The sequence below is a fragment of the Mycobacterium sp. 852002-51971_SCH5477799-a genome, assembly GCF_001667145.1.
Lineage (GTDB): Bacteria > Actinomycetota > Actinomycetes > Mycobacteriales > Mycobacteriaceae > Mycobacterium.
The window spans coordinates 1-23,393 of the sequence record NZ_LZIF01000124.1 but is presented as its reverse complement, the minus strand read 5'-3'; the positions used below and the strand labels follow the sequence as shown (position 1 = coordinate 23,393).

At 67.6% G+C, this 23,393-nt stretch carries 19 protein-coding genes and 3 pseudogenes; 11 read left to right on the top strand and 11 right to left on the bottom strand.

Annotation, left to right across the window (positions count from 1 at the left end):
• The first annotated feature begins 123 nt into the window (after window positions 1-123).
• Window positions 124-1,467, top strand: a complete 1,344-nt coding sequence (locus A5753_RS23330; protein ID WP_067134277.1) for a lipase family protein — start codon at window positions 124-126, stop codon at window positions 1,465-1,467.
• 218 nt (window positions 1,468-1,685) lie between these two features.
• A complete protein-coding gene (locus A5753_RS23325) occupies window positions 1,686-4,886 on the top strand; it encodes a serine/threonine-protein kinase (RefSeq protein ID WP_067134274.1) in 3,201 nt (1,066 codons plus the stop codon).
• A gap of 12 nt (window positions 4,887-4,898) precedes the next feature.
• On the opposite strand, the pseudogene A5753_RS25285 reads toward A5753_RS23325, so the two are convergent.
• The 3 pseudogenes from A5753_RS25285 to A5753_RS25275 form a co-directional block, all read right to left on the bottom strand.
• Window positions 4,899-5,699: pseudogene (locus A5753_RS25285) on the bottom strand (ABC transporter permease); the annotation flags it as partial.
• 363 nt (window positions 5,700-6,062) lie between these two features.
• Window positions 6,063-6,479: pseudogene (locus A5753_RS25280) on the bottom strand (ATP-binding cassette domain-containing protein); the annotation flags it as partial.
• Window positions 6,480-6,599: 120 nt separating this feature from the next.
• Window positions 6,600-7,415 (bottom strand): annotated as a pseudogene (locus tag A5753_RS25275) (FHA domain-containing protein); the annotation flags it as partial.
• A 406-nt stretch (window positions 7,416-7,821) separates the two neighbouring features.
• Between A5753_RS25275 and A5753_RS23315 the strand changes: the two are divergent.
• Window positions 7,822-8,640, top strand: coding sequence for a L,D-transpeptidase family protein (locus A5753_RS23315; protein WP_067134268.1), 819 nt, complete (start codon window positions 7,822-7,824; stop codon window positions 8,638-8,640).
• Window positions 8,641-8,813: 173 nt separating this feature from the next.
• On the opposite strand, the gene A5753_RS23310 is transcribed toward A5753_RS23315, so the two are convergent.
• Entirely contained in the window at window positions 8,814-9,347 is a 534-nt protein-coding gene (locus A5753_RS23310) for a hypothetical protein (RefSeq protein WP_082971452.1), read from the bottom strand.
• A gap of 465 nt (window positions 9,348-9,812) precedes the next feature.
• On the opposite strand from A5753_RS23310, the gene A5753_RS23305 reads away from it, so the two are divergent.
• From A5753_RS23305 to A5753_RS23290, 4 genes are all read left to right on the top strand, one after another.
• Window positions 9,813-10,154, top strand: a complete 342-nt coding sequence (locus A5753_RS23305; RefSeq protein ID WP_067134262.1) for a DUF732 domain-containing protein — start codon at window positions 9,813-9,815, stop codon at window positions 10,152-10,154.
• Between the two features lie 192 nt (window positions 10,155-10,346).
• Window positions 10,347-10,691 (top strand): DUF732 domain-containing protein, encoded by a 345-nt coding sequence (locus A5753_RS23300; protein WP_067134259.1) that lies wholly within the window; start codon window positions 10,347-10,349, stop codon window positions 10,689-10,691.
• 47 nt (window positions 10,692-10,738) lie between these two features.
• Window positions 10,739-12,139 (top strand): mannitol dehydrogenase family protein, encoded by a 1,401-nt coding sequence (locus A5753_RS23295; RefSeq protein ID WP_067134256.1) that lies wholly within the window; start codon window positions 10,739-10,741, stop codon window positions 12,137-12,139.
• The gene (locus A5753_RS23290; RefSeq protein ID WP_067134253.1) at window positions 12,139-13,581 is read left to right on the top strand and encodes an FGGY family carbohydrate kinase; all 1,443 of its coding nucleotides are present in this window, start codon (window positions 12,139-12,141) and stop codon (window positions 13,579-13,581) included. The genes A5753_RS23295 and A5753_RS23290 overlap by 1 nt, the downstream gene beginning before the upstream one ends.
• Here A5753_RS23290 and A5753_RS23285 read toward each other — a convergent pair.
• Entirely contained in the window at window positions 13,526-15,025 is a 1,500-nt protein-coding gene (locus tag A5753_RS23285) for a bifunctional phosphatase PAP2/diacylglycerol kinase family protein (protein ID WP_067134250.1), read from the bottom strand. The genes A5753_RS23290 and A5753_RS23285 overlap by 56 nt on opposite strands.
• A gap of 28 nt (window positions 15,026-15,053) precedes the next feature.
• On the opposite strand from A5753_RS23285, the gene A5753_RS23280 reads away from it, so the two are divergent.
• Window positions 15,054-15,827 (top strand): hypothetical protein, encoded by a 774-nt coding sequence (locus A5753_RS23280; RefSeq protein WP_067134247.1) that lies wholly within the window; start codon window positions 15,054-15,056, stop codon window positions 15,825-15,827.
• On the opposite strand, the gene A5753_RS23275 is transcribed toward A5753_RS23280, so the two are convergent.
• The 3 genes from A5753_RS23275 to A5753_RS23265 all read right to left on the bottom strand — a co-directional run bounded on the left by A5753_RS23275 (window position 15,815) and on the right by A5753_RS23265 (window position 17,585).
• Complete coding sequence (locus A5753_RS23275) at window positions 15,815-16,486, bottom strand: GAP family protein (protein WP_067134291.1); 672 nt, start codon at window positions 16,484-16,486, stop codon at window positions 15,815-15,817. The two genes, A5753_RS23280 and A5753_RS23275, sit on opposite strands and share 13 nt — an antisense overlap.
• 65 nt (window positions 16,487-16,551) lie before the next feature.
• Window positions 16,552-17,205 (bottom strand): GAP family protein, encoded by a 654-nt coding sequence (locus A5753_RS23270; protein WP_197694780.1) that lies wholly within the window; start codon window positions 17,203-17,205, stop codon window positions 16,552-16,554.
• 74 nt (window positions 17,206-17,279) lie between these two features.
• A complete protein-coding gene (locus A5753_RS23265; RefSeq protein ID WP_067134226.1) occupies window positions 17,280-17,585 on the bottom strand; it encodes a hypothetical protein in 306 nt (101 codons plus the stop codon).
• Between the two features lie 189 nt (window positions 17,586-17,774).
• Here A5753_RS23265 and A5753_RS23260 point away from each other — a divergent pair, with 189 nt between their 5' ends.
• Entirely contained in the window at window positions 17,775-19,259 is a 1,485-nt protein-coding gene (locus A5753_RS23260; RefSeq protein ID WP_067134223.1) for a glycosyltransferase family 39 protein, read from the top strand.
• On the opposite strand, the gene A5753_RS23255 is transcribed toward A5753_RS23260, so the two are convergent.
• Window positions 19,260-20,087, bottom strand: a complete 828-nt coding sequence (locus A5753_RS23255; protein WP_067134219.1) for a family 16 glycosylhydrolase — start codon at window positions 20,085-20,087, stop codon at window positions 19,260-19,262.
• A gap of 336 nt (window positions 20,088-20,423) precedes the next feature.
• Between A5753_RS23255 and A5753_RS23250 the strand changes: the two genes are divergently transcribed.
• Entirely contained in the window at window positions 20,424-21,047 is a 624-nt protein-coding gene (locus A5753_RS23250) for a hypothetical protein (protein ID WP_067134216.1), read from the top strand.
• Here A5753_RS23250 and A5753_RS23245 read toward each other — a convergent pair.
• A complete protein-coding gene (locus A5753_RS23245; RefSeq protein WP_067134213.1) occupies window positions 21,044-22,063 on the bottom strand; it encodes an NADP-dependent oxidoreductase in 1,020 nt (339 codons plus the stop codon). The two genes, A5753_RS23250 and A5753_RS23245, sit on opposite strands and share 4 nt — an antisense overlap.
• A 58-nt stretch (window positions 22,064-22,121) precedes the next feature.
• On the opposite strand from A5753_RS23245, the gene A5753_RS23240 reads away from it, so the two are divergent.
• Window positions 22,122-22,808: a DUF3060 domain-containing protein gene (locus A5753_RS23240; protein ID WP_067134210.1), complete on the top strand. Its 687-nt coding sequence runs from the start codon at window positions 22,122-22,124 to the stop codon at window positions 22,806-22,808.
• A 13-nt stretch (window positions 22,809-22,821) separates the two neighbouring features.
• Here the strand turns inward: A5753_RS23240 and A5753_RS23235 are convergent, their stop codons facing one another.
• Window positions 22,822-23,181, bottom strand: a complete 360-nt coding sequence (locus tag A5753_RS23235; protein WP_369829349.1) for a hypothetical protein — start codon at window positions 23,179-23,181, stop codon at window positions 22,822-22,824.
• Between the last annotated feature and the right edge of the window lie 212 nt (window positions 23,182-23,393).

The following is a 23,393-nucleotide window of genomic DNA, read 5'->3' as shown; positions in this document are numbered from 1 at the left end:
TGTGTTAAACCCGACGGATCGATTGCTGAGCAAATGGGTTGAACACCGGTACCGCGGGTAATGCAAAACCTGGGCGGTGTGAGCGCGCGCCGTCCGTGATACGCCGAGGGGGTCGCCATACCAATGGATAGCCATTCCGCCACGCCGGTGAAAGCCGCAAGCCCGCCACACGACGAGCTTCGACGCGGCGAACGTCCGATCTCACCCGACGATGATCCGTTTTACCGAGCGCCCGAGGGCTACGAGCACGCGGAGCCGGGGACGGTGTTGCGCTCGCGCGATGTGGAGATCGGATTTCTCGGTCTCATCGGCCAACGAGTGAAAGCCACCCAGCTGCTGTACCGCACCACGAATCTGCACGAAGAAGCGGAAGTCGCCGTGACGACCGTGTTCGTCCCGGCGCAGCGCGAATCAGATATCGCTTATCCGGTCCTCTCCTATCAATGCGCGATCGACGCTGTGGTGTCGCGCTGTTTTCCCTCATTTGCCATGCGCCGCGGCGCGCAACCGATCGGTGCATTCGTCCAAGCTGAGTACTTGTTGGTGACGGCCGCGTTGGCCGAAGGCTGGGCGGTTTGCGTACCCGACCACGAAGGTTGCCATGGCATGTGGGGTTCTCCGGTCGAGCCCGGCTACCGGATTCTGGACGGGCTGCGGGCCGCGATGCGGTGCGAGCGCTTGGAATTGTCACCGGCTGCACCGGTCGGCCTGTGGGGATATTCAGGAGGAGGGCTGGCGTCGGCGTGGGCGACCGAACTGTGTAAGCGGTATGCACCGGAGCTCAATGTCGTTGGCGCCGTTCTCGGTTCGCCCGTCGCCGACCCGGGCAGTGTGGCGCGCCGCCTCAATGGCAGCTTCTTCGCCGGTCTCGCCGCGCTGATGATCACCGCATTGACGCAACTCTTCCCCGGCGCGCAGAAGGTCGTCGACGAGCACGCGACCGACGAGGGCAAGGCGTTGCTCGACAAGTTACAAATGATGACGACCGCCCAAGCAGTATGGAAGTTCCGCAACGTCGACATCGGGTCCTACGTCGACATGACGGCCGATGAGCTGTGGGACCTCCCCGAAGTGCGTCACATCTTCGACGAGACCAAGCTCGGCAAGTCCATGCCCAAGCCTCCCGTGCTGGTCATACAGGCGGTGCACGACGGAATCATCAGCGTCGACGACATCGATGCACTGGTGGACGAGTACGAACGCCTTGGCGCGGCGGTCACCTATCACCGCGACCGGTTCTGTGGTCATCTGCTGTTGCATCCACTGTCGGCGCCCATGACGCTGAGGTGGTTGCGCGATCGATTCGCCGACCGGCCGGTCGACGAACACAAAGCTCGCACAGTGTGGCCGACGTTGTTCAACCCATCGACGTACCTGGGAATGGCCAAGTTGGGCATCATCACGGCGAAGGTCGTCCTCGGGCGCTCCATCGAACGCCAACCGCTGTCGACGACGGATGCCCGCTAGCCTCCTCGCCTAGGAACAAGTGCCGTCACCGGACGCTTCATGACTACCGAAGGGCTGAGCGGCGCTGGCCGCGGTGGTCGCCGTGTTCCGGGCGACGCCAGCGGGGAAATCGTAGGCCCGCTCGCCATCACCGGCGTCGCCGGAATCGCCCGGACGACGAGCGGATGTTCGCTACGCTTGACCCGATTCGTAAATCCCTGGGAAGTCGAGGCCAGGTAATGGCTGAAAGACCCAAGACTCACGCCCCGGCGTCGGGACGGCGCGAGGTCGTGGCGGAGTTAGCCGCTGCCGGATTCGACAACGCGCGCCAGATCGATCGGGGCGCCGCCGGAGTGGTTTATTGCTGTCGCGAGACCGCGCTGGGGCGAAACGTCGCGATCAAGGTGCTACCGCCATTCAGCGACGACGCGGGCCGAGAACGTTTCCTCCGTGAGGGCTACGCGATGGGCGGACTCTCCGGGCATCCCAACATCGTCAACATCCTGCGGGTCGGCGTCACTCCGGAGGGTCGTCCGTACATCGTGATGTCGTACTGCCCCGCGGGTTCGCTGGGTCTACGGGTGCAACGGGAGGGACCGATCGCCTGGCCGGAAGCGGTGCGGATCGGCGTGAAGTTGTGCGGAGCGCTCGAAACCGCGCACTTGAGCGGCACCCTGCACCGCGATATCAAGCCGGCGAACATCCTCGTCAACGACTACGGCGAACCGCAACTGACCGACTTCGGGACCGCCCACGTCCCCGGCGGGTACGAGACCGCCGCCGGATTGTTCTCCGGCACAATCGATTACCTGGCACCGGAGATAATGACAGGCGAGCCCGCGACGGTCGGCAGCGACGTTTACTCGCTCGGCGCCACGATCTATGCGCTCATCGCCGGCAACGCCGCATACCAGCGCCGCGGCAACGAAGACCTGCTCGCCCACTACACCCGGATCAATAACACGCGAATTCCGGACCTGCGTCAGAACGGCATCCCGGACGCGGTGTGCTCGGCGATCGAGATGGCGATGGCGCTCGACCCGGACGAGCGTCCGGCGTCAGCGGCGGATTTCGGTCGCGGGTTGCAGGAGACTCAGCGCCGCAACGGCCTCAAGCCCGATGCGATGGCCATCACTGCCGCCGCGGGTCCGGGACGTGCGGTGGGTACCGCGGCGGGCCCGTCGGAGACGCGGACCCTGTCGCCGGCCGGACGCGGCGGTAAAACCGGCGCGCCGACCCAACGGCCGCCAAGGATCGCCAAGCCCGGCCCACGTAGTGCCGACGCGGAAAACGCCACCTCGCTGATCAATCCGCTGAAAGGCCGCGGGAATACGGCGTCGCCGTCACGGCCCGCCGGTCCGCCACACTCCGGTCCTCGCAGCCCCTTCGTAGACACGCGCGGACCAACTCCGGCTACGCCGAGCACCTCTGAGCCGACCCAAGCGATTGCCGAAGCCACGAGCATGATCGAGGCGATCGCCCCGTCGGCTTCTCCGGACCCACCCGCGACTGCGCGCCGCGGGCTGGCCGCCGGCGCGGTGGCGTGGATGGGCTCGTCGGAAAAGAAGCGTAATCGCGCAACCGCGCCACTGATCGCCGTGGGAATCGTGGTGGCGGTGCTGGTGCTGGGCATCGGTGTCTACGTTTTGCTTTCGCAGGGCGACAAGCAGCACAGCACCGCCGCGAATCAACCGGGCGGCCAGCCGGTGAAATGGCAGCCCATCACGAACGCCCGCATCGCGCGCCAGGCGGCGGCGACCACGCAAGCCGACGGCACCATCTGGATCTTCGGCGGAATGGGCAGCAACCACGCACTCGTCCCGAACCACGAGGGCTATGACCCGGTCATCGACAGCTGGAAAAGCGGTGACGATCTACCGGTTCCGGTTCAACACGCGATGGCGGTGACGTGGCAGGGCAACCCGATCGTACTCGGGGGCTGGCGCACCGCAGGCGCGCAAAAGGTTGCCAGCGACCAGGTTTGGCGGGTGGTCAACAGCCACTGGGTCGAACTCCCCCACCTGTTGCAGCCCCGGGCGGCGGCGGCGGCGGCGGTGGTGGGCGACCGCATCATCGTCACCGGTGGCGTCGACTCGAACGGCGCGCTGCTGAACACCGTGGAGATCTTCGACGGCACTTCCTGGACCCTCGGCACCCCCATCCCGACCCCCCGCCAGATGCTGGGCGCGGCGTCGGACGGGAAGTTGGTGTACACGGTCGGCGGCACCAACGGAACCACCGAGCTGGCGACGGTCGAGGCGTATGACCTTGCCGCGAAAAGCTGGACGCGATTGCCTGACCTTCCCCAACCGCGCGGCGACCTGGGCGTGGCAATAGCCGACCGGCGTCTGGTCGCCGTCGGGGGGCAGTCGGCGGGGCAGGTCCTCAAGAGGGTGTCGGTGCTCGATCTGACGACGAACACGTGGGGCGGCTTGCCGGACATGGCGACAGCGCGGCACGGCATGTCGGTCGCCGCGGTGGGGCAGGCCGTGTACTCGGTCGGCGGCTCGACTGATGTCGGCGATGGCCAAGCGACCTCGTCGGCGGAGGCGCTGCAACTACCGGCGCGCCGAATGCAGCCGGCCGCGCAGTGGCGTTCGCTGCCCGACGCTGCGACGGCGAGATTGATGACGGCGTGGACCGTGCTCGACGACAAGATCTGGATCATGGGCGGCTTGCGCGACGGAGTCGCGCTGCAGACGGTCGAAAGTTACGACCCCCGCACTGGCATCTGGCAACCACAACCTGCACTGCCCATCCCGCTGCATCACGCCGCGGCGGCAACCTATCGCGGCGAGGTGGTGGTGCTCGGGGGCACCAGCGGCGACCTCACCCAGGCGTCCGCCAAGGTGTTCGCGCTGCGCGCCGGCAAGTGGGTCGAGTTGCCCAACCTCGGCCATCCTCGCGCGGCGCTGGCGGCCGCGGTGGTCGGCGACAACCTCGTAGTCGTCGGCGGGCAGAACGCCAAGCAGCTCGTCGCGCAAACCGAGGTCTTCGACGGCAGCTCGTGGCACGACGCGGCCAACATGCCCACCCCGCGTGAACATCTGGCCGCGGTGTCTGACGGCACGTACGTGTACGCGGTCGGCGGGAGATTCCTGTCGGCCGACAAGAACTCCGCTGCGTTCGAACGATTCGACCCACAATCCGGGGCGTGGACCAAGCTGGTCGACATGCCGACGCCTCGTGGCAGCTACGGCGCCACATTCATCGACGGCCGAATCGTGGCGGTCGGCGGTGAGCAACCGACGCAGGTGGTGGGGGTGGCCGAGATGTACGACATCGCCGACGGAACGTGGACCACGTTGCGTCCCATGCCAACTCCGCGCCACGCCGAGGTGGTCGCAACGGTGGGCAACACCGTCTACTGCATCGGCGGCGCGAACCGGCCCACCCACGAAGGCCCTGTCGCCACCGTTGAGGCGTTGGACTTCATCTAGCGGATACGTGGGTCAGTGGCGCTTGAGCCGGCTGCGCCAACCCACGAAACTTGCGTACACGATCGTCAACACCCCCAGCATGCCCACATCGAACAACCAGGCTTGCGCCGTGTGTTTGTAGTGGCTGTCTTTCGGGGCGAGTGGTCCGGGCTCGATCGTCCACAAGTCGACCGTCGAGGCCTGCGCCGCGAATCCCCAGCGGGAGGGCACCGCCCAGGACATCTGGTCGAGACCGAGCCGGTCGGTGACCGGGATCATCCCGCCGCACAGCACCAACTGCAACATCAGTGAAACCACCAGCAGCGGCATGATCTGCTCGTTGGAGCGGGCGAGGGAGGACAAGACCATGCCGACCATCGCCGCGGCGACGCACATCGCGGCGGTCGCGACGTACAGCTCGAGGGTGGCGCTGCCGAGGACCAGCGCCGGCCGCGTCGGTGCTCCCTTGCCCAGAATCGTGATGGTCGTCGCGATCGCCGACTGAACGATCGCGAACACGGAGAACACGGCCATCTTCGCGAGCAGATACGCCTTGGTGGACAGGCCGACCGCCTGTTCTCGACGGAAGATGGGGCGCTCGCCGATGAGGTCGCGGATCGTCAGCGCGGTGCCCATGAAGACGGCGGCCATGGTGAGCAACATCAGCACCGAGCCGGGTTCATCGGAGCCGTCACCGTTTGGATCGGCGACGCGGAACCCCGTCGAGCCGGGAACCGTGAGCGCCAGCGCGCCCATCACGAACGGCAACAGCGCCAGAAATATGAAGTAGGCACGGTCGGCGACGATCAGCCGAATCTGACGGCGGGCGACCGTGGCGAACTGGCGACGGGTGCTGGAGCGGGCCGGGGCGCCCAGGTCCGCCGGCTTGTCCGCCTCGGATCCGGCCGGGGGCGGTTTGAGTTGGGCCAGGAAACGACGGTTGGCTTCGTCGGGGTCCGCGCCCACCATGCCGAAGATCTTGGCCCAGTTGGTGGTTCCCATGGTCGCTTCGATTTCGTCGGGCGGGCCGCAATACGCGGTCTTGCCCCCGGGCGCCATCAGCAGAACCTGGTCGCAGAGATCGAGATAGCTCAGCGAGTGCGTCACCACCAGCACCACGCGACCGGCATCGGCCAGCTGCCGCAGCATGGTCATGACCTGTAGGTCGAGCGCCGGATCCAGGCCGGAAGTCGGTTCGTCGAGGATCAGCAGGGACGGTCCGGTGAGCAGCTCGAGTGCCACCGAGGCACGCTTGCGCTGCCCCCCGGACAGCTTGTCCACCCGGGTGTCGGCGTGCTTGGTCAACCCGAGTTCCTCGATGACCTGCGCGACGACCTGCGCGCGGTCTTGCTTGCTGGTGTCGGGCGGCAGCCGCAACTCGGCCGCATAATTCAGCGCCTGCGTCACCGTCAGCTGGCGGTGCACGACGTCGTCTTGGGGCACCATCCCGATCCGGCTGCGCAACGACGCGAAACTGGCGTGAATGTCGTGGCCTTCGAAGGTGATTGAGCCGGAGGTGGGGCAGGTGGCCCCCGCGATCAGCCGGGACAACGTGCTTTTCCCGGCACCGGACCCACCGATGAGGGCGGTCAGCGTGCCAGGCCTGGCCGTCATCGAGACCTTCTGGATCAACCGTTTGCTGTCGACTTCGAAGTCGACCTCGCGCACCTCCAGGCCGCCGGTGCGGGTGGCCGCTTCGGCACGGCGGAGCAAGATCTCACCGTTGAACACCAGGTCGACGTTGCCGATGGTGACCACGTCGCCCTCGGTCAGTGGCGCCGACAGGATCCGGGTTCCGTTGACGAAGGTGCCGTTGATGCTGTGCGCGTCGTGGATCTCCGTGCCGGTCGGGCTCGACACCAAGTAGGCGTGATGGCGCGACGCCAAGACATCGGGGATGACGACGTCGCTGTCTTCGGCGCGACCGATCACGGCGGCGCCCGTGGGTGGCGCAGCGAGCGTCGAACGAGACCGCTGCATCGCACGCCGCAGGTTGGTGCTGTCGAACTGCGCGGCTTCGAGTGCTTCCGCTCCGATCTCGGTCAGTTGGCCCTTTGCCGCCGGCTGGGCGGGCCTCTCGGCCGGCGGTGCCGGCTGGGGTCCGCGGGGTGTCAACGATTGGTTCGGATAGCCGACGGCGCGGCGCGGGCCGCTGGCCTGCTGCGGTGCCGGTGGCGGCGGGCCGCCCCGCGCGTAACGGAGCGGGGCGGGTTGCGGTCGCGCGATGCGGGGCGAGGAGCCACCGGGCTGCTGCAGGTGCTCCGGACGAGGCGGCCGCGGGGCGCCGGGGCGCGCGAGGGCCGCCATCCCCTCGACCGTTGGCGGCAGCTGGCCCACCGTCCTGTCGTGGCTTTCGATCACGAAGCTCAACCGCGGCCCGTCGGGACCTCCCACGTTGATGCTCTGGCCGTCCCGGATGTCGACGGCGCCAACCCGGCCGCCGTTGACGAACATCCCCGTCGGGGATCCGTTGTCGATCGCCATCCATTTGCCGCGATCGAAACGCAACAGCAGGTGCGCGCGGGCGATCTGCGGATGGGCCACGCGCATGTCGGCGCGCAGGTCACTTCCCACCACGACATCGTGACCGGCGGCGAAACTGCGCCGTGACCAGTTCGATTGAACCGTCAGCACGGGCGGTACGGGCCTACTCATCCACTCAGTATTCGACCCGCCATCGGCCGGCGCCAGCGTTTCGCCATATTGGTCTGCAGTTCACCGATTGTCTTTGCTGACCGGTTCGGCGCTGTCGTGAGTGGCCCATCCGAATCGCGGAGACTCAAGCCACGGGCGGGTCACAACACGATCCCAATTCACCGCCGGCTGGCGGACTGGGCACCCTTGGCCAAAACGTGACCGTTGCGTGGCCAACCATCAACGCGCCCTTACACTTTCGCAGCTCATCGCACACTTATCATTCCTGTTACAACTAGGTCATGCAAAAGGAATTGGAGCCATGCGGACGGGTGTTCGGTGTGTTCTTGCGGTGATCGGAGCCGCTGCGAGTGTTGTCGTGACGCCGGCCGACGTGAGCCTGGCGGCGTCGAACCAGTCGCACGGGTTCGCGATCGCGTCGGTCTCGCCGGCTCGCGACGAGGTGGTCGGCGTGGCACATCCCGTGCTGGTGAAATTCACCGCGCCCGTAGCCAATCGACAGGCGGCCGAGCGCTCCATCGAAGTCAGATCAACGCCCGCGATGACCGGCAAGTTCGAGTGGCTTAACAACGATGTCGCGCAGTGGGTTCCGGACAGATACTGGCCGGCGCACAGCACGATTGCACTGACGGTGGGCGGCGTGACCACCGAGATCAAAACGGGCCCTGCCGTGGTCGGGGTCGCCAACATCTCCGACCACACTTTCACTGTGAGCATCGACGGGATCCAGGCGGGACCACCGACCTCACTGCCGGCGCCGCACCACCGGCCGCACTTCGGCGAGCAAGGCGTGATGCCCGCATCGATGGGTAGGCCGGAATACCCGACGCCGGTCGGCACGTATACGGTGTTGTCCAAAGACTCTGCGGTGACCATGGATTCGAGCAGCGTAGGCATTCCCGTCGACGATCCCAACGGCTACCTGCTCACGGTGAATTACGCCGTCCGCATCACCGACCGCGGCCTGTTCGTGCATTCGGCGCCGTGGGCCGTCTCCTCATTGGGGCTCGAGAACGTCAGCCACGGCTGCATCAGCCTGAGTCCCGAGGACGCCGAGTGGTATTACGACCACGTCAACGTCGGCGACCCGGTGATGGTCGTGGACTCGACTTACAATTAGGAAACCCGCACCCAGTCGTAAGCCCGGTGCGAGCGTCAATCATGTTGGCGTAATTGCCTTTTCCGGCTGCGCGCTCAGCTGTCGGGGTGGTGCGCGCACGGCGGGCGGCAACAACGGGACGGGCCCACTGGTAACAAACCAGCGGGCCCGTCCCGTTCAATCCGAAATAGGCCTCAGCTCGCGCCCGAGGGACCGGCAGGAACCGGCTGACCCGGCACCGGTCCGCCGCTCGGCGCGGGACCGGTTGGCGCATCCTTCACACCGGACATGTCAATGATCGGCGCGGCCGCGTCCAGGGGAGCACCGGCAGCCGCCCCACCGAGCGCGATCAGCGGCGCACCGGCCGGCACCACCGGCAGCGGCGGCACTACCGGAATAGGCGGCGCAAGGGGAAGCGGCGGCACGATCGGCACCGGAGCGCCGACCGGTACGGGGCCTGGCACCGCCATCGGCACGCCGGACATATCAATCATGGGCGCCGCGCACATGCCCCCGGCGGCCGGCGCACCCGCGGCCACGGGCCCAGCGCCTGCGGCCGGACCACCAGCGGCCGGCGCCTCGCCGGCCTGCCCCTCGATGCACGCGTTGCCACCCGTGATCAGCGGGGCGGCCGCCGAGCCGGGGCTCAACGCGATAGCAGCTCCGCACAACCCCACGCCGGCAACTACTTTGATGTTGAACCGATCGACGATCGCCATCAGCGTCAACTCTCCTTCATTCACGCTCAGCTATTTGCGCAGTGGTGCAGCAGGCCCACCTAGCCGTACCGAGGTCACTTTCGCGACCGCGCCAATTGTCAGCAGGACACGCCCGACACGCGCCACGCCGCACCGCACCGTTTCCAAATGGTGACGTCACAACGGTGTCACGAATCGTGGGCACCAGGTCCGATGCCTTGGCGCGTCACCGCCGCGACCGTGCCGTCGAGGCCCAACCCCCCATGCCGCTGTCTCTTATCGGCCCGGCCGAAACCGCGCAAAAAGCTACTGAAGACGGCAAACCGCCACTAAAAGTCCCAGGTCGATGGTTGCCGGGACGGACTTCGAATTTCACGGAATTTATCTTTCCGCAGGTCCTTCACAGGAAACTGTTGGTGAACAGTTATCGCTTTAGAGGTTACGTGGAAGTTAACATCGAGATTAGAACTGTTGACGTAACGAGGAGAAGAGGCTATGTCCCCACGTCGTCTCACCACCGGGTTCATCGGTTCCGCTCTGCTCGGCGCCCCGCTTCTCACCAGCCTTGTCTGGGCCGGCCCAGCGCAGGCCGACGCGACCAGTTTCCTCAATGACATGCACCGAGACGGGGTGCATGCCGTCACCGGCGGTGACGGTGCCCTGCTGCAGGCGGGCCTGAACGTATGCCAGCAGCTGTCGTGGGGCGCTCCCGAATCCCAGCTCGTGGGTTTGGCCCTGCAACGTTCCGATGAAAGGCAAGGGGCTGGCGGGCTCAGCCCGCAGCAGGCCAACGACATCGTCGGCTACGCCGAGCGTGATCTTTGCCCCAACGGTTAGCGCTCATCTGACACTCACGCGGTTCGCCGGCCCGACGGCGCGGTCCCGATTGGTTGCGCGCCATCCGCAGGTGGTGTCATTCCCATCGCCGTTCTTGGCCGACTGTTCACTCTCCGGATCTTGTGCAGCGGGTCTTCGCACCTTTGTGTAAAAGTGCATCATCCGCATCGGGCGCAGACGAGGAGAAGGTTGATGTCCGCACGCACGCAGTTTGGCCGGTTCGTGGGCGCGGCGTTGGCAAGTGGCCCGCTTGTGCTCGTCGGCGTCCTCTGCGCCGCCCCGGCTCACGCCGACCAGGCCACCTTCATCAACGACTTGCACAGCGCCGGAATCCACGCCGTGAACGGCGGCGACCCGGAGCTGTTGCAGATGGGTGCGGACATCTGCCAGCAGCTTTCGTGGGGCGCTTCTCCGCAACAGCTGGAGGCGTTGGCGCTGCAACGCTCGGACGCCGATCAGGGCACCGGTGGGATCAACGGCCGACAGGCCGCAGACGTGGTGATCTTCGCCCTGCGCGATCTGTGCCCCAACGCCTGAAGCGTTTTGACCCCTGCGCGCGGCGGTCCGCGCTAAGGTGACCTCGAGTGAAGCTCAACGCAGCGAACCTGACCGGCCTCAAGATCCCGGTCCCGGCATATGATCGCAGCCAAATCGGCGTCGGCATAGCGCATTTCGGGGTCGGCGGTTTTCACCGTTCCCACCAAGCCATGTACATCGACCGGCTGCTCAGCGACGGGCTCGCCACCGACTTCGGGATTTGCGGAATCGGTGTGCTGCCGGGTGACCGGCGCATGCGCGACGCGCTGCGCGGCCAGGACCACCTCTACACGCTGATCCTCGAACACCCCGACGGCACGCGCCAACCGCGGGTCATCGGCTCCATCGTCGACTACCGTTATGCGCCTGACGATCCCGGCTCGGTGGTCGATCTGCTCGCCGATCCGGCCATCCGGATTATCTCGCTGACCATCACCGAGGGCGGCTATCAGCCACCACTGAGCGCGGTGTTCGGGTTGGTCACCGAGGCATGCAATCGGCGGCGCGAGCGCGACGTACCTTCCCCCACGATCGTCTCCTGCGACAACATAGCTGGGAACGGCGACATGGCGCGACACGTCTTCACGTCGTACGCCGAACAGATCAATCCCGAACTCGCGCAATGGATACGCGAAAAGACCACCTTCCCCAACTCGATGGTCGACCGGATCACGCCGGTGACCACGCCCGACGTGATCGAGCGGCTGGACTCCGAATTCGGTGTGGCCGATGCCTGGCCGGTCATCGCGGAACCGTTCGCCATGTGGGTTGTCGAGGACGACTTCGCCGCCGGCCGGCCACCGTTGGATCAAGCCGGGGTACAGCTCGTCGACGACGTGGCGCCGTATGAGGCGATGAAGTTGCGGTTGCTCAATGCGTCGCACCAGGGCCTGTGCTATTTCGCTTATCTCGCCGGATACCGGCTGGTGCACGACGCCGCCCAGGATCCACTGATCGCCGAGTTCGTTGCCCGCTACCTGGATTCGGAAGCCATGCCGACGCTGCAGCGCATCCCGGGGCTGGACGACTTCCGAGCCGGCCTGCTACCGCGCTTCGCCAACGCCTACATCCGCGATACCGTCGCCAGGTTGTGCGCCGAGTCCTCGGATCGCATCCCGAAGTGGTTGTTGCCGGTGGTGCGCGACAATCTGCGCACCGGCGGCGCGGTGCGGCTCTCCGCGGCGATCGTCGCGAGCTGGGCGCGCTACGCCGAGGGCGCCGATGAACAAGGCCAGCCGATCAAGGTGGTGGACCGGCTCGCCGACTCCCTTGTTCCGATCGCCCGCGCGCAACGCGACAATCCGGTCGCATTCGTGGCCAACCGTTCGGTGTTCGGCGATCTCGTCGACGACGAACGCTTCCGCGAGTCCTACCTGTGGGCGCTGAACTCGCTGCACCGCAACGGCGCCCGCGCGACGCTGCGGGCGCTGATCGGTGCCGACGAATAATGACCCTGGTCGCCGGCATCGACTCGTCGACACAGTCGTGCAAAGTGCTGGTGTGCGATGGCGTCACCGGCCGGGTGGTGCGCCAGGGACACGCCGGTCACCCGCACGGTACCGAAATCGACCCGGCGGCATGGGAAATCGCCGCCCGCAAGGCCATCACCGATGCGGGTGGCCTGGACGGCGTGGAGGCGGTCGCCGTCGGTGCGCAGCAGCACGGCATGGTGTGCCTCGACCGAATCGGACGGGTGGTGCGCCCCGCGCTGCTGTGGAACGACGTGCGATCGGCCGACGCCGCGCGCGCACTCGTCGGCGAGCTCGGTGGCGCACGGGCCTGGGCCCAGGCCGTCGGCGTCGTGCCCCTGGCAGCGATCACTGTGGCGAAACTGCGCTGGCTGGCCGATCACGAGCCGCAGCACGCCGACCGCACCGCGGCGGTCTGCCTGCCGCACGATTGGCTGACCTGGCGGCTGCGCGACGAGTCAGACATCGCGGCCCTGACCACCGACCGCAGCGACGCCAGCGGCACCGGCTACTACGACGCGGCAACGGGCGCTTACCGATTCGATCTGCTGGAACTGGCGCTGCGCGGCCGTCGTCCCCAACTGCCGACCGTGCTCAGCCCATCGGGCCGAAGCGATGGCGGCGCAAGCACATTCGGCGCGGGGCTCGGCGACAACGCCGCCGCGGCGCTGGGCCTGGGCGCCGAGGAGGGCGACGTAATCGTCTCCATCGGAACCTCGGGCGTGGCGGCCGCCGTCACCGCGAGTCCGGTCCGCGACGACGCGGGATACGTCGCCGGATTCGCCGACGGCGCCGGGCGCTATCTCCCGCTGGTGTGCACCCTCAACGGGGCGCGGGTGCTGGAGGCCGCCGCCACGATGCTGCAAGTCGGCCAGGACGAGCTGTCCCGGCTCGCGCTGTCGGCGTCTCCCGGCAGCGCGGGGCTGGTCCTGGTCCCCTACCTGGAGGGCGAGCGGACTCCCAACCGGCCCAACGGCACTGGGGCGCTACACGGCCTGCGGGTGGCCAATGCGACCCCGGCCAATCTGGCCCGTGCCGCGGTGGAGGGACTGCTGTGCTCGCTCGCTGACGGGATCGGGCACCTGACCGCGCACGGTGTCGTCGCGCGCCGCATCCTGCTCGTCGGCGGCGGCGCGCAATCCCGGGCGCTGCGCGAGATCGCCCCCACGGTGTTCGGCATGCCGGTGCTCGCACCCACGCCGGCGCAATACGTCGCATTGGGCGCGGCGCGCCAGGCCGCCTGGGCGTTGACTGGGTCACCCCGTCCGCCCGCGTGGAATCCGCCAACGACCGACGAATACGCCGCCGACCCCGCGCCCGAGGTGCTGGCGCACTACGCGCGGGTGCGCGACCTCACCGAGGGAATCACCGTTCGTCGCGCAGAGGACGAAACACCGGAAGGACTCGGTACTTCGCGCTGAAGCTGGCCTCGTCGTATTTGTCGCCGACCTCGCCGTCGCAGGCGACGACCGTGGGACCGTCGACGGTGCTGAAGCTGAATTCCGGCACCTGCAACTCGTGATAGAGCGGGCTGCGCTCCAGGCGCCCCAGAACGAGCGCGGTCAGGATCCTGGTCCTCGCCCAGCGGCGGCCGGCCTCGAGGATGCGGACGTCGATGAGGCCGTCGTCCATGCGGGTCCGTCGCGACGGCGCGAACCCGGTCGGCAGGTACAGCGAATTGCCCACAAAGAACAGCGACGTCAGCAGGGTCTTGTTGTCGTAGCGGATGCGCACGGGCTGGTCCTTGCGCAGCGTGCGCAACATGGCGTAGAGGCCGGCCATTGGCTTGCCGATGCGTTTCTCGAGTTTTTCGCGGCGCCGCACGAAGGCCGGGTACGCGCCGATGCTGGCGGTGTTGAGGACCATCTGAGTTTCGTTGAGGCACACCAGGTCCACGCACGCGACGTGACCGCGTCGGATGGCGTGGACCGTCTTGGCCACGGTGTCACAGCCGATGTCCTTGGCGAAGTGGTTGAACGTCCCGGCGGGAAAGACCGCCAGCGGAAGACCCGCGTCGATGGCCACACCCGCGGCGGCCGCGACGGTGCCGTCACCGCCACCCACGGCCAACACCTCGGCCCGTTCGGCCGCGCCGCGCAGAACCTGGACAGGGTCGTCGTCGGGGCCCAGTTCGCGGATGTCGACCTTGGGCAGCTCGGCGCGCACCTGGTCGACGACCCGGGCGCCGGTGCCGCTGCCCGACTCCGGGTTGATGACCAGGACGACGCCGGCGCCATCTGGCCGCTGCGGCGCGGCGACGCGCAACGGTTCGGTCCGGGGACGGGCGGTTTCGGCGATCGGCGGGACGAGCCGCCCGCCCAGCACGGCCAGGCCCGAGCCGATTCCGAATCCGGCGATGACGTCGCCGGGGTAGTGCGCGCCGGTCGCCACCCGTGACAGACCCACCAACCCGGCCAGCAGCGCCAGCCCGAACCCCAGCGGCGGGTTCTCCAACCCCACCCCGACGGCGAACGCGGCGGCGCTGGCGGAGTGTCCGGACGGCAGCGAGTTCGACGCCGGGCGCCGGCGGACCTGCCTGATCAAGGGCACCAGGTCATAGCCCGGGCGCGGGCGGCGGCGGATCCGCTTGGCCACCTGGTTGGTGACCAGGCTGGTGGCGGCCAGCGTCACCAATCCCCGGGTGGCGCCGCGCTGCGCGCTTTGCCTGCCGGTGGCGAGCAGCGCCGCGCCGATGCCGACCCAGAGCTTGGAATGGTCCGCCGCCCGGGTCAGCGGCGGCATGACCGTGTCCAGGAGCGGGGTGTCCGTCTCGGCGATGGCATCGAATAGTTCTCGGTCCAGCGTGCCCAGTCCCCGGGTGATCTGCTTGATGCCGCGCGCGCGTTGTCGGCGCCCCCTGTTCATTCGCTACACCCTAAATTGGTCCGAAGACATGGACGCACAGGGCTATTGCATGAGGTGGCGGGACAACGCCGAACGCCGGGGCGTGGCCGCGCACGTCGTCGCCGAGATCGCCCGGCGGCACGACGTCACGGCCGCACGCTTCGGGGTCCTCCAAGGCATGGCCGAGCTCGAGGACCCCCACGGCAAGTCGTTCTTCCTGATCCCGCCCTACGCCGACGGCGCCCGGGCCCGCGACGCCGCGCTGATGACCTACATCCTCAACGCGGATACCGGCTACGGTAAGCGGGGCGGGCGGCCGACCGACTTTCCGGCCACCCCCTACAGTGCCGCAGAGGTGACACGAATCATGTTCCGGCAGAACGCAAATCGCTGGAGCTACTGCCGCGACGTCCCCTTCGTGCACCGCAACGGCGGACGCCTGGTCGCCACCCCCAACGGCATGCTCATGGGCCTGGGCGGTAACTGGATCCAACGGCTGTTCAGCCAGCGCGGGGGCACCACCTGGGGTGACATCTTCATGATGAACACGGGCAAGCCCGCCGACCCCGGCGGGCAGCTCTGCCAGGTCGTCTCATCCGGGCATGCCTGGTGTCTCGACGGCAGCGGCTCGCCCCGTGTCAGCCGCCTCGACCTGGATCGGGTGTTGCACCACGAAGAGCGGCACGCCGCGCAATGGGCAAACCGGGGGTATTTGGGCATGCTCGCCGGCTACGGCCGGGAGTTGTTACGCGAGTTGGCCTTTGGCGCGGTGAACAAGTTCGAAGAGGACGCTGGCCTGTCCGACGGCGGCTACAGGGCGTGAATCCCGTGGTAGAGCACCATCGCGCCGATCACCACGAAGACGGCCGCGAGCAGGGCGCCGTTGTTGCGGTCCATCCACTCCTTGAGCCGCGCCAGCGTGTCGTCGAGGCGGCTACCTGCAGCCACGTACGCCAATATCGGGATCGCGACGCTCGACGCGGCGATGGCCACGAAGAAGGCCGCGGCCGCCCAGTCGCCGGCGAGGCCCAGTCCACTGGTGCCGATGCCCAATCCCGCCGGGACGCAGATCAGCGCCACATCCGGGCGCACCACGGCCAGCACCGCGCCGATGATCCCGGCGCGGGCCGGGGTGATGCTGGCGAACGAGCGCATCCAGGCCGGGGATTCGCCCTGACCGTGCCGGTGGAGCCATCGGTAGATGCCGTAGCCGATCAGCGCCGACCCAAACACCACGCGCAGCCACGATGACCACCGCGGAGGCGCCTTGTCCAGGCCGCCCAGCAGACCGGAGGCCGCGACGAAGAGCGCCGTCAGCGCGGACAGGCTGAGCAGCCAGCCGCCCAGGAACGCAAGGCTGCTCGGCCGCGGCCGCGGCGCCTGCAGCACCAACACCGCCGGAATGACCGTGAGCGGTGAGAGCGAGATGACCAGTCCAAGCGGAACGAGCCCAGTCAGTACCGTCCCCCAGCTTCCTGCCACGGGCGACATCCTGCCATCGCCGTGCCTGCGTGGCGCGAAACGCGCCGTACTCAAGCCGAGCCGGGTCACGCCAGCGTGCGAATCCCGTTGTAGAGCACGATCAACCCGATCAGGAACAGGATGACGGCCATCATCGCGTCGTGGTTGGCCTCCATCCAGGCTTTGAGACGTTCCAGGGCATCGTCGAGGCGGTCACCGGCGCCGACGTAAGCCAGTATCGGGATGGCGACCGTCGTCGCGGCGAGCGCGACGAAGATCGCGGCCGCGATCACCTGACCACCGGCGCTCAGGCTGCTGTTGCCGACGGCCAGACCGGCGGCCGCGCACAGGATCAGCACCTCGGGCCGCACCGGCACGAGAACCGCGCCCATCACTGCGGCGCGTGCCGGCGAGAGCGTGGAGAACGAACGCATCCAGCGCGGCATGTTGCGCTGGCGATGCCTGGTGAACCAGTGGTAGGCCGCCAGTGCGATCAGCGCCACGCCGAAGCCCAGCCGCACCCAGGACGCCCATTTCGGTGGGGTCGCGTGGAAGCCACTGAGCAGCTCCGAGCCGCTGACGAAAGCCGCGGTGAGCGCCATCAGCCCCAGCAGCCAGCCGCCCAGGAAGGCGAGGCTGGCCGGGCGTGGGCGCGGCGCGTGCAGCACCAGCACTGCGGGAATGACCGTGATCGGTGACAGCGCGATGACCGCCGCCAACGCGACGAGTTTGCCCAGCACCGACGCCCAACTTGCGTCCACGGGCAGCAATCATCGCATTGGCGTGGCGCTCACGCAGCGGTTGACCGCACCGGTCAGCCTTTGCGGCGCAGCGTCCACGCGGGCACCCAGTGCGTCACGGTTCTGCGCTTGGATCCGTAGGCGACGGGATAGGTCACCAAGCCCCACCAGTCGCCCTGCTCGCACAGGGCCCAGCAGCTCAGCCACCCTTCGACGACCTTGTGCAGCTGCAGACCATTGGGCTGGTATCGCCCCGAGCGGTGCGGCTCGCGCGGGAAAAGGACCGTCAGGTCGACCAGAACCGCGATCGCCGGACGGACCACCCGAAACGGGCTGCGGACCGGTTGTCCGTTGTACCCGATGGACGCGAGCGGACCCATTGATCGATCATACGTTCGAATGAACGCCCCGTTGAGCCCCCGGATCGGCCCGGTTGGCTTCTGGCAACATAGCGGTGTGTTCAGCCAAACCGCGACGTCCCGGGCGGTTCGGTGAGCATCGGAACTACCGAAGCGTCAGGCGGTCGCCGCGGCGCGCCGGGCGGTCGCCGATGGGCGGCACCGGCCGCTATGGACCCGTTGATCGTCGCGATCGTGGCGGCCGCGGTGAGCATGGCCGGCGCCGCCCGGCCCTCGTTCTGGTACGACGAGGCCGCGACCATCTCGGCCGCCTACAGCCGGTCGCTGACCCAGCTGTGGCACATGTTGGGCAATGTCGACGCCGTCCACGGTTTGTACTACGTCCTCATGCACGGGTGGTTCCAGCTCTTCCCGCCGACCGAGTTCTGGTCGCGCGCGCCCAGCGCCCTCGCGGTGGGCAGCGCGGCCGCCGGCGTCGTGGTGCTGGGGAGGCAGTTCTCCTGCCGCACCGTCGCGGTGGCCGCCGGTGCGTTCTGCGCGATCCTGCCCCGGGCGACGTGGGCGGGCATCGAGGCCCGCCCTTATGCGCTGTCGATGATGGCCGCGGTGTGGCTGACCGTCCTGCTGGTTCATGCCGCGCGCCGTGACGCCGCGTGGCTGTGGCTGTCGTACGCCGTCGCGTTGGGCTGCTCGATCGTGCTCGACGCGTACCTTGCGCTCTTGCTGGCGGCGTATGTCGTGTTCGTAGGCGCCTTCCACCGCAGCCGAACCACGTTGCTGGGCTTCGCGATTGCGTCGGCCGCGGCCGTGGCCGCGCTGCTGCCGTTCCTGATGACGGTCGCCGGGCAGGCACACCAGATCAGTTGGGTCGCGCCCATCGGTCACCGCACCGTCGAAGACGTGCTGATGCAACAGTATTTCGAACGATGCCCGCCGTTCGCGGTGTTGGCGGCGCTGCTGATCGGTGCGGCAATCATGTTGTGGCTCAGCGGTTCCGTGCTTCTGACGAGCACGCAGCGCCAACTGCTGGTGCTCGCGACGGGGTGGCTTGCGGCACCGACGGCCGCGATCGTGGTGTATTCGGCGCTGGTTCACCCGATCTACACGCCGCGCTACTTGTGCTTCACCGCGCCCGCACTGGCGTTGGTCCTCGGCGTCTGCACCGGCGCCGTGGCCGTCAAGCCGTGGGTGGCCGCGGCGATCGTCGGTCTTTTCGCCGTGGCCGCAGCGCCGAATTATGTTCGCGTGCAACGCAACCCGTATGCCAAATACGGCATGGACTACAGCCAGGTCGCCGATCTGATCAGCGCGAAGGCGGCGCCGGGCGATTGCCTACTGGTGAACGACACAGTGACGTTCATGCCGGCGCCGATGCGCCCGCTGATGGCGGCACGCCCGGACGCCTATCGCAAGCTGATCGATCTCACGCTGTGGCAGCGGGCGACCGACCGCAACGACGTGTTCGACACCAATCTGATCCCCGAGGTGGTGGCCAGGCCGTTGAGCCAGTGCGACGTCGTCTGGATCATCACCCAGGCCGACCCGTCCCAGCCCGCGCACGAGCAGGGCCCTGCGCTGCCACCGGGCCCACGCTATTGGGCATCGACCGCCTTTGCGGTGCCGCATGATCTGGGCTTCCGACTGGTCGAACGCTGGCAGTTCAACCTGGTTCAGGTGCTCAAAGCGCAGCGTTAGTCACCAAATGTGGATCCAGTCGACGAGCATGTCCGCCGGGTAGGTCGCCGCCGCGGGATCGCCGGCACCGACGCCACCGACCGCGAGGGTGAACATGGGCGTCATCCAATAGCCGGGGTTGTTGAACGGCCACCGGAAGTCGTCAGGAGCGCCGCCGTGGACGTGGATGGGTTTGTTCGAAACGCTGAAGTACTGCGCCCCGTCTCGGGCGAATTGGAATCCTTCCTCGCCCCAATGCATTCGCCAGGTGTGCCAGTTGCCGTCGACCATCCCGGGGATCGACTTGCCTTCCCACGTCTTGCCGTTCGACGCGGCGTGCACCGTCGTCCCCGGAGGCCACGAGCCGTTGCCGTACCACTCGAAAAGGTCAACTTCGCCGTCGGGCAGCGGATCCTCGTTGACGCCCCAGAACGCGGACCAAAGGCCCGGCTCCAAACAATTCAGCTTTATCCGAGCTTCCCAAGTCTGGTTGATCATGCTGCGGAAGTTGCCCCGCAGTTTGGCGCCGTAGTAGGTGTCCCCTTCCTGGGTGGCCCGCAAAACGAGGTTGGAGTTCCCGTCTTGGAACACATTTCGGCGGTCGTCGCGGTAGATCCCCGCGACCGGCGGGAACACATCGTCCTGCCAGGTCTGAATGGTCCATTTGCCCGGATCGGGAGCCGAACCGGCCGGGCCGTCGAACTCGTCGGCGAAGATGAAGCCGCCACCCCCGGCCGACGGCGCGGCGGGCACCGACGGGCCCGACGGGGTGGCCCACGCGCCCGGCAAGCGCATCGCAGCCCCGATCATGCCGAGGCCCGACATCAACATCATGCTGCGACGATCCATCTAAACCACCAATCGTTCAAAGCCGGCTCGTCAAGCTCGGCGGACTCTCCCCAGGCAACTCTCGCAAACGGTGTTATGAAACCACGCGGTGGGGTGGCATGCATATGCATCCCGCGGCCGGGGTCCGCGCGCAATACGCGCACCCGATCCGCGCGCGGTTCTCCCACTCACGTCCCGCGCGCCGACCGATTGCCGCCATCCCCCTGGCATAAACAAGCGACGATAGCAGCCAGGCGACCTACTTCCAGGGATTTCACGCCGCAAGCATCAAGTTAGTTGACATCCCTCGACCCGGTGGTATCAAGGAGATTGATGGTCTGCGAAAGGAAAACAACCATGTCTCATGGATTCTTCGGTGGTGTCGGTGGTGCCGGTTTCGGCGGTCCGGGTTTTGGCGGTCCGGGGTTCGGTGGTCCGGGCTTTGGTGGTCCGGGGTTCGGCGGCCCAGCTTTTGGCGGCCCGGGCACCGGCGGTCCCGGCTTCGCCCCCTTCGGCAAGAAGGGCCGCCACGGCCTCAAGCGCGCGGCGTTCGTCACCGCGGCATTGCTGCTGGACGGGCCGGCTGATGCCGGGCAAGTGGTGCAACGGGTGTCAGACGCGACCGGCGGCGCGTTCACCCCTCCGCAGGACGTGGCCGAGCTTGCGATCGGCATCCTCGCCGGTCGCGGCGTGGTCACCGTCGAAGGCGGCGTCGCGACGCTGACCGAGCTCGGCCGAAACCTGTTGGCCTGGCGCGGAATCAGCAGCGAGACCGCCCACGCGTTCCTGGGTCGCGCGGCCAAGTTCGGCGACGTGGTGAAGATCCGCAAGGAATTCTTCGAGATCGCCGGATTGGCCCGCACCATCGCATGGACGGGCACCGAGGAGCAGAAGCAGCAGCTCGCGGAGACCCGAACCAAGGTGCTCGAGGCGCTGACCGATGCGCGCAAAGCGCTGCACCGGGTGCTCGGCGCGGCCTAGCGGGGGCTGGGTTCGCTCAGCCTGACCAGGGTCTTGCCGACGTTTACGCCGGTGAACAGGCCGTTGAGGGCGTCGACACACGACTCGATGCCTTCAAAGATGGTCTGCCGGTGGTGAAGTCGGCCCTCGGCCTCCCATTGGCGTAGCGCGGCGAACGCCTCGTCGAAGCGGCCCCACTGATCGAGCGCGTTGAACCCCTGCATCAGGGCGGTCTTCGACAGCAGGTTCACGTAGTTGGCCGGCCCGGGGTGATCCCCGGTCAGATAGCTGGAGATGACGCCGCAAAGGACGACGCGCGCGCGGGCCGCCAGGCGGCCCAGCACGGCGTTGAGAATGGGACCGCCCACGTTGTCGAAGTAGACGTCGACGCGTTGCGGGCAATGCTTTTTGAGCGCCGCCGCGACGTCGTCGTTCTTGTAGTCGATGCACGCGTCGAACCCGAAGTCCTCCACCACCGCCCGGCATTTCTCGGGCCCGCCCGCGATGCCCACCACCCGGGCGCCGGCGATCTTGGCGATCTGCCCCGCGACCGACCCGGTGGCCCCCGCGGCCGCCGACACCACCACCGTCTCCCCGGGCCGCGGCCGGCCGATGTCGGTCATCCCGAAATAGGCGGTGGCGCCGGTCGGCCCGTAGACCGACATGATCGCCAGCTGGTCGTCCTCGCCCGGGATCGGCGTGCTGAACAGGTCGTCGCGGATGATCGCGTACTCCTGGAAGCCGGTCAGCGTCGTGACGACGTCGCCGACGGCGTAGGCGTCGCACCGCGACGCGACCACCTCGCCGATGCCGGCCGCCCGGATGACCTCACCCAGCTGCACCGGCGGAAGGTAGCTGGGCTGGTCGTCGAGCCAGGTGCGGGCGGCGGCGTCGATCCCGACGTAGGTGGTGCGCAACAGCGCTTCGCCCTCGGCGGGTTCGGGCGCGGGAGTGGTGACCAGTTCCGTGTCATCCGGTTGGACAAGCCCGGACGGGCGGCGACGAAGGAGGACCTGGCGATTCGGCAAATCGGGCACGGACGTAAAAACTACCGAACGGCCCGGAAACGCAGAAGCGAATGGCATATTCATTCCCATGGCAGCAAACGACGACCCGGAAGACCGGATCCGGGAACTCGAGCGCCCGCTCGCCGAGACGGCGCGGGCGTCAGAGCAGGGCAGCTCGCAGGCCGCCGGCCAGAATTACCCGTCCGGCCCGGCGGGCGCGCCGACCCCGCCGCCGACGTGGACCCCCGGCGGCCCGCTCTCCGAGCCATTCCAGCAACGCCCCTCGAGTAACCGCGCCTGGTGGATCGTCGGCACGTTCGTCGTCATCGGCGTACTGGCCCTGGCGGGCGGCATCGCCGCCTTTGCCGCACACCAAGTTTCCGGCGTGAGGTCGATCATCGCCTCGCCGCCGACCATCTCCACAACGTTCAGCCCACCGAGCATGTCGACCAACCCCGTCCCGTCACGCAGGAAATCGCCCTCGCCGTCGGCGTCGCCCACCGCACCGCCGGGCACCGAACTCAGCGTCGCCGGTGTCAACGAGAACCGGGCCATCGCCTGCAACGACAACATCGTCAACGTCAGTGGGGTTTCCAACACGGTGACGATCACCGGCCATTGCGCCAGCTTGTCGGTATCGGGTGTGCAGAATTCGGTCACGGTCGAGGCCGTCGAGGCCATCGACGCCTCCGGCTTCAACAACAAGGTGACCTACCACTCGGGCGCGCCGAAGATCACCAACTCCGGCGGCTCCAACGTGGTGCAGCTGGGCTGAGCGAAAACGACTGTTACGCAGGCTCTTCGGCGTCGTCGTCGGCCGCGTCTTGGTCGTCGTCCAGGACGCTGACCGCAATGCCGTAGGGCAGGAAACGCACCTTGCGTTTGGGATCGACGTTGTTCTTGTTCGCCCGCAGCGCGTCGAGTTCGGTCGCATAGACCTGTTCGACGCGCGCGCCGCCGTCGGCGTCCACCGTGTAGATGGCCCACACACCCTCACCGGCCTCGCCCGCGGTTTCGGGGGCGCTGCGCGGGCGCCGCGACAGGTCGTCGAAAACGGCGGACCACCCCGTCCGGACGCCGGGTCCGGCCACGAACTTGCTGACCCGCTCGAACACGTCGCGCAGCCCCTCGCTGCCTTCCCGGATCATTCGGTCGAACTCTTCGGGGTCGAACCCGAATCCACTGTGCTCGCCCACGCGACCTCCTTGGCGCTCGATGTCGTAACTGCCAGTGTGCGCTCAGTCGAGGTTGTTTGCCACGTGCCTACGGGCCGGGCGGCGGCGGTGGGTTGATCGGGATAGGCACCGTGACGAAGGGGAAGTGCAGATACATCGTCACCGGTGGCTGCTGGGGGCGGGGC

Coding starts and splice junctions, on each gene's coding strand:
- A5753_RS23330 (WP_067134277.1), top strand. CDS start 124: ATGGATAGCCATTCCGCCACGCCGGTGAAAGCCGCAAGCCCGCCACAC.
- A5753_RS23325 (WP_067134274.1), top strand. CDS start 1,686: ATGGCTGAAAGACCCAAGACTCACGCCCCGGCGTCGGGACGGCGCGAG.
- A5753_RS23315 (WP_067134268.1), top strand. CDS start 7,822: ATGCGGACGGGTGTTCGGTGTGTTCTTGCGGTGATCGGAGCCGCTGCG.
- A5753_RS23305 (WP_067134262.1), top strand. CDS start 9,813: ATGTCCCCACGTCGTCTCACCACCGGGTTCATCGGTTCCGCTCTGCTC.
- A5753_RS23300 (WP_067134259.1), top strand. CDS start 10,347: ATGTCCGCACGCACGCAGTTTGGCCGGTTCGTGGGCGCGGCGTTGGCA.
- A5753_RS23290 (WP_067134253.1), top strand. CDS start 12,139: ATGACCCTGGTCGCCGGCATCGACTCGTCGACACAGTCGTGCAAAGTG.
- A5753_RS23285 (WP_067134250.1), bottom strand. CDS start 15,025: ATGAACAGGGGGCGCCGACAACGCGCGCGCGGCATCAAGCAGATCACC.
- A5753_RS23280 (WP_067134247.1), top strand. CDS start 15,054: ATGGACGCACAGGGCTATTGCATGAGGTGGCGGGACAACGCCGAACGC.
- A5753_RS23265 (WP_067134226.1), bottom strand. CDS start 17,585: ATGGGTCCGCTCGCGTCCATCGGGTACAACGGACAACCGGTCCGCAGC.
- A5753_RS23260 (WP_067134223.1), top strand. CDS start 17,775: ATGGACCCGTTGATCGTCGCGATCGTGGCGGCCGCGGTGAGCATGGCC.
- A5753_RS23255 (WP_067134219.1), bottom strand. CDS start 20,087: ATGGATCGTCGCAGCATGATGTTGATGTCGGGCCTCGGCATGATCGGG.
- A5753_RS23250 (WP_067134216.1), top strand. CDS start 20,424: ATGTCTCATGGATTCTTCGGTGGTGTCGGTGGTGCCGGTTTCGGCGGT.
- A5753_RS23240 (WP_067134210.1), top strand. CDS start 22,122: ATGGCAGCAAACGACGACCCGGAAGACCGGATCCGGGAACTCGAGCGC.
- A5753_RS23235 (WP_369829349.1), bottom strand. CDS start 23,181: ATGATCCGGGAAGGCAGCGAGGGGCTGCGCGACGTGTTCGAGCGGGTC.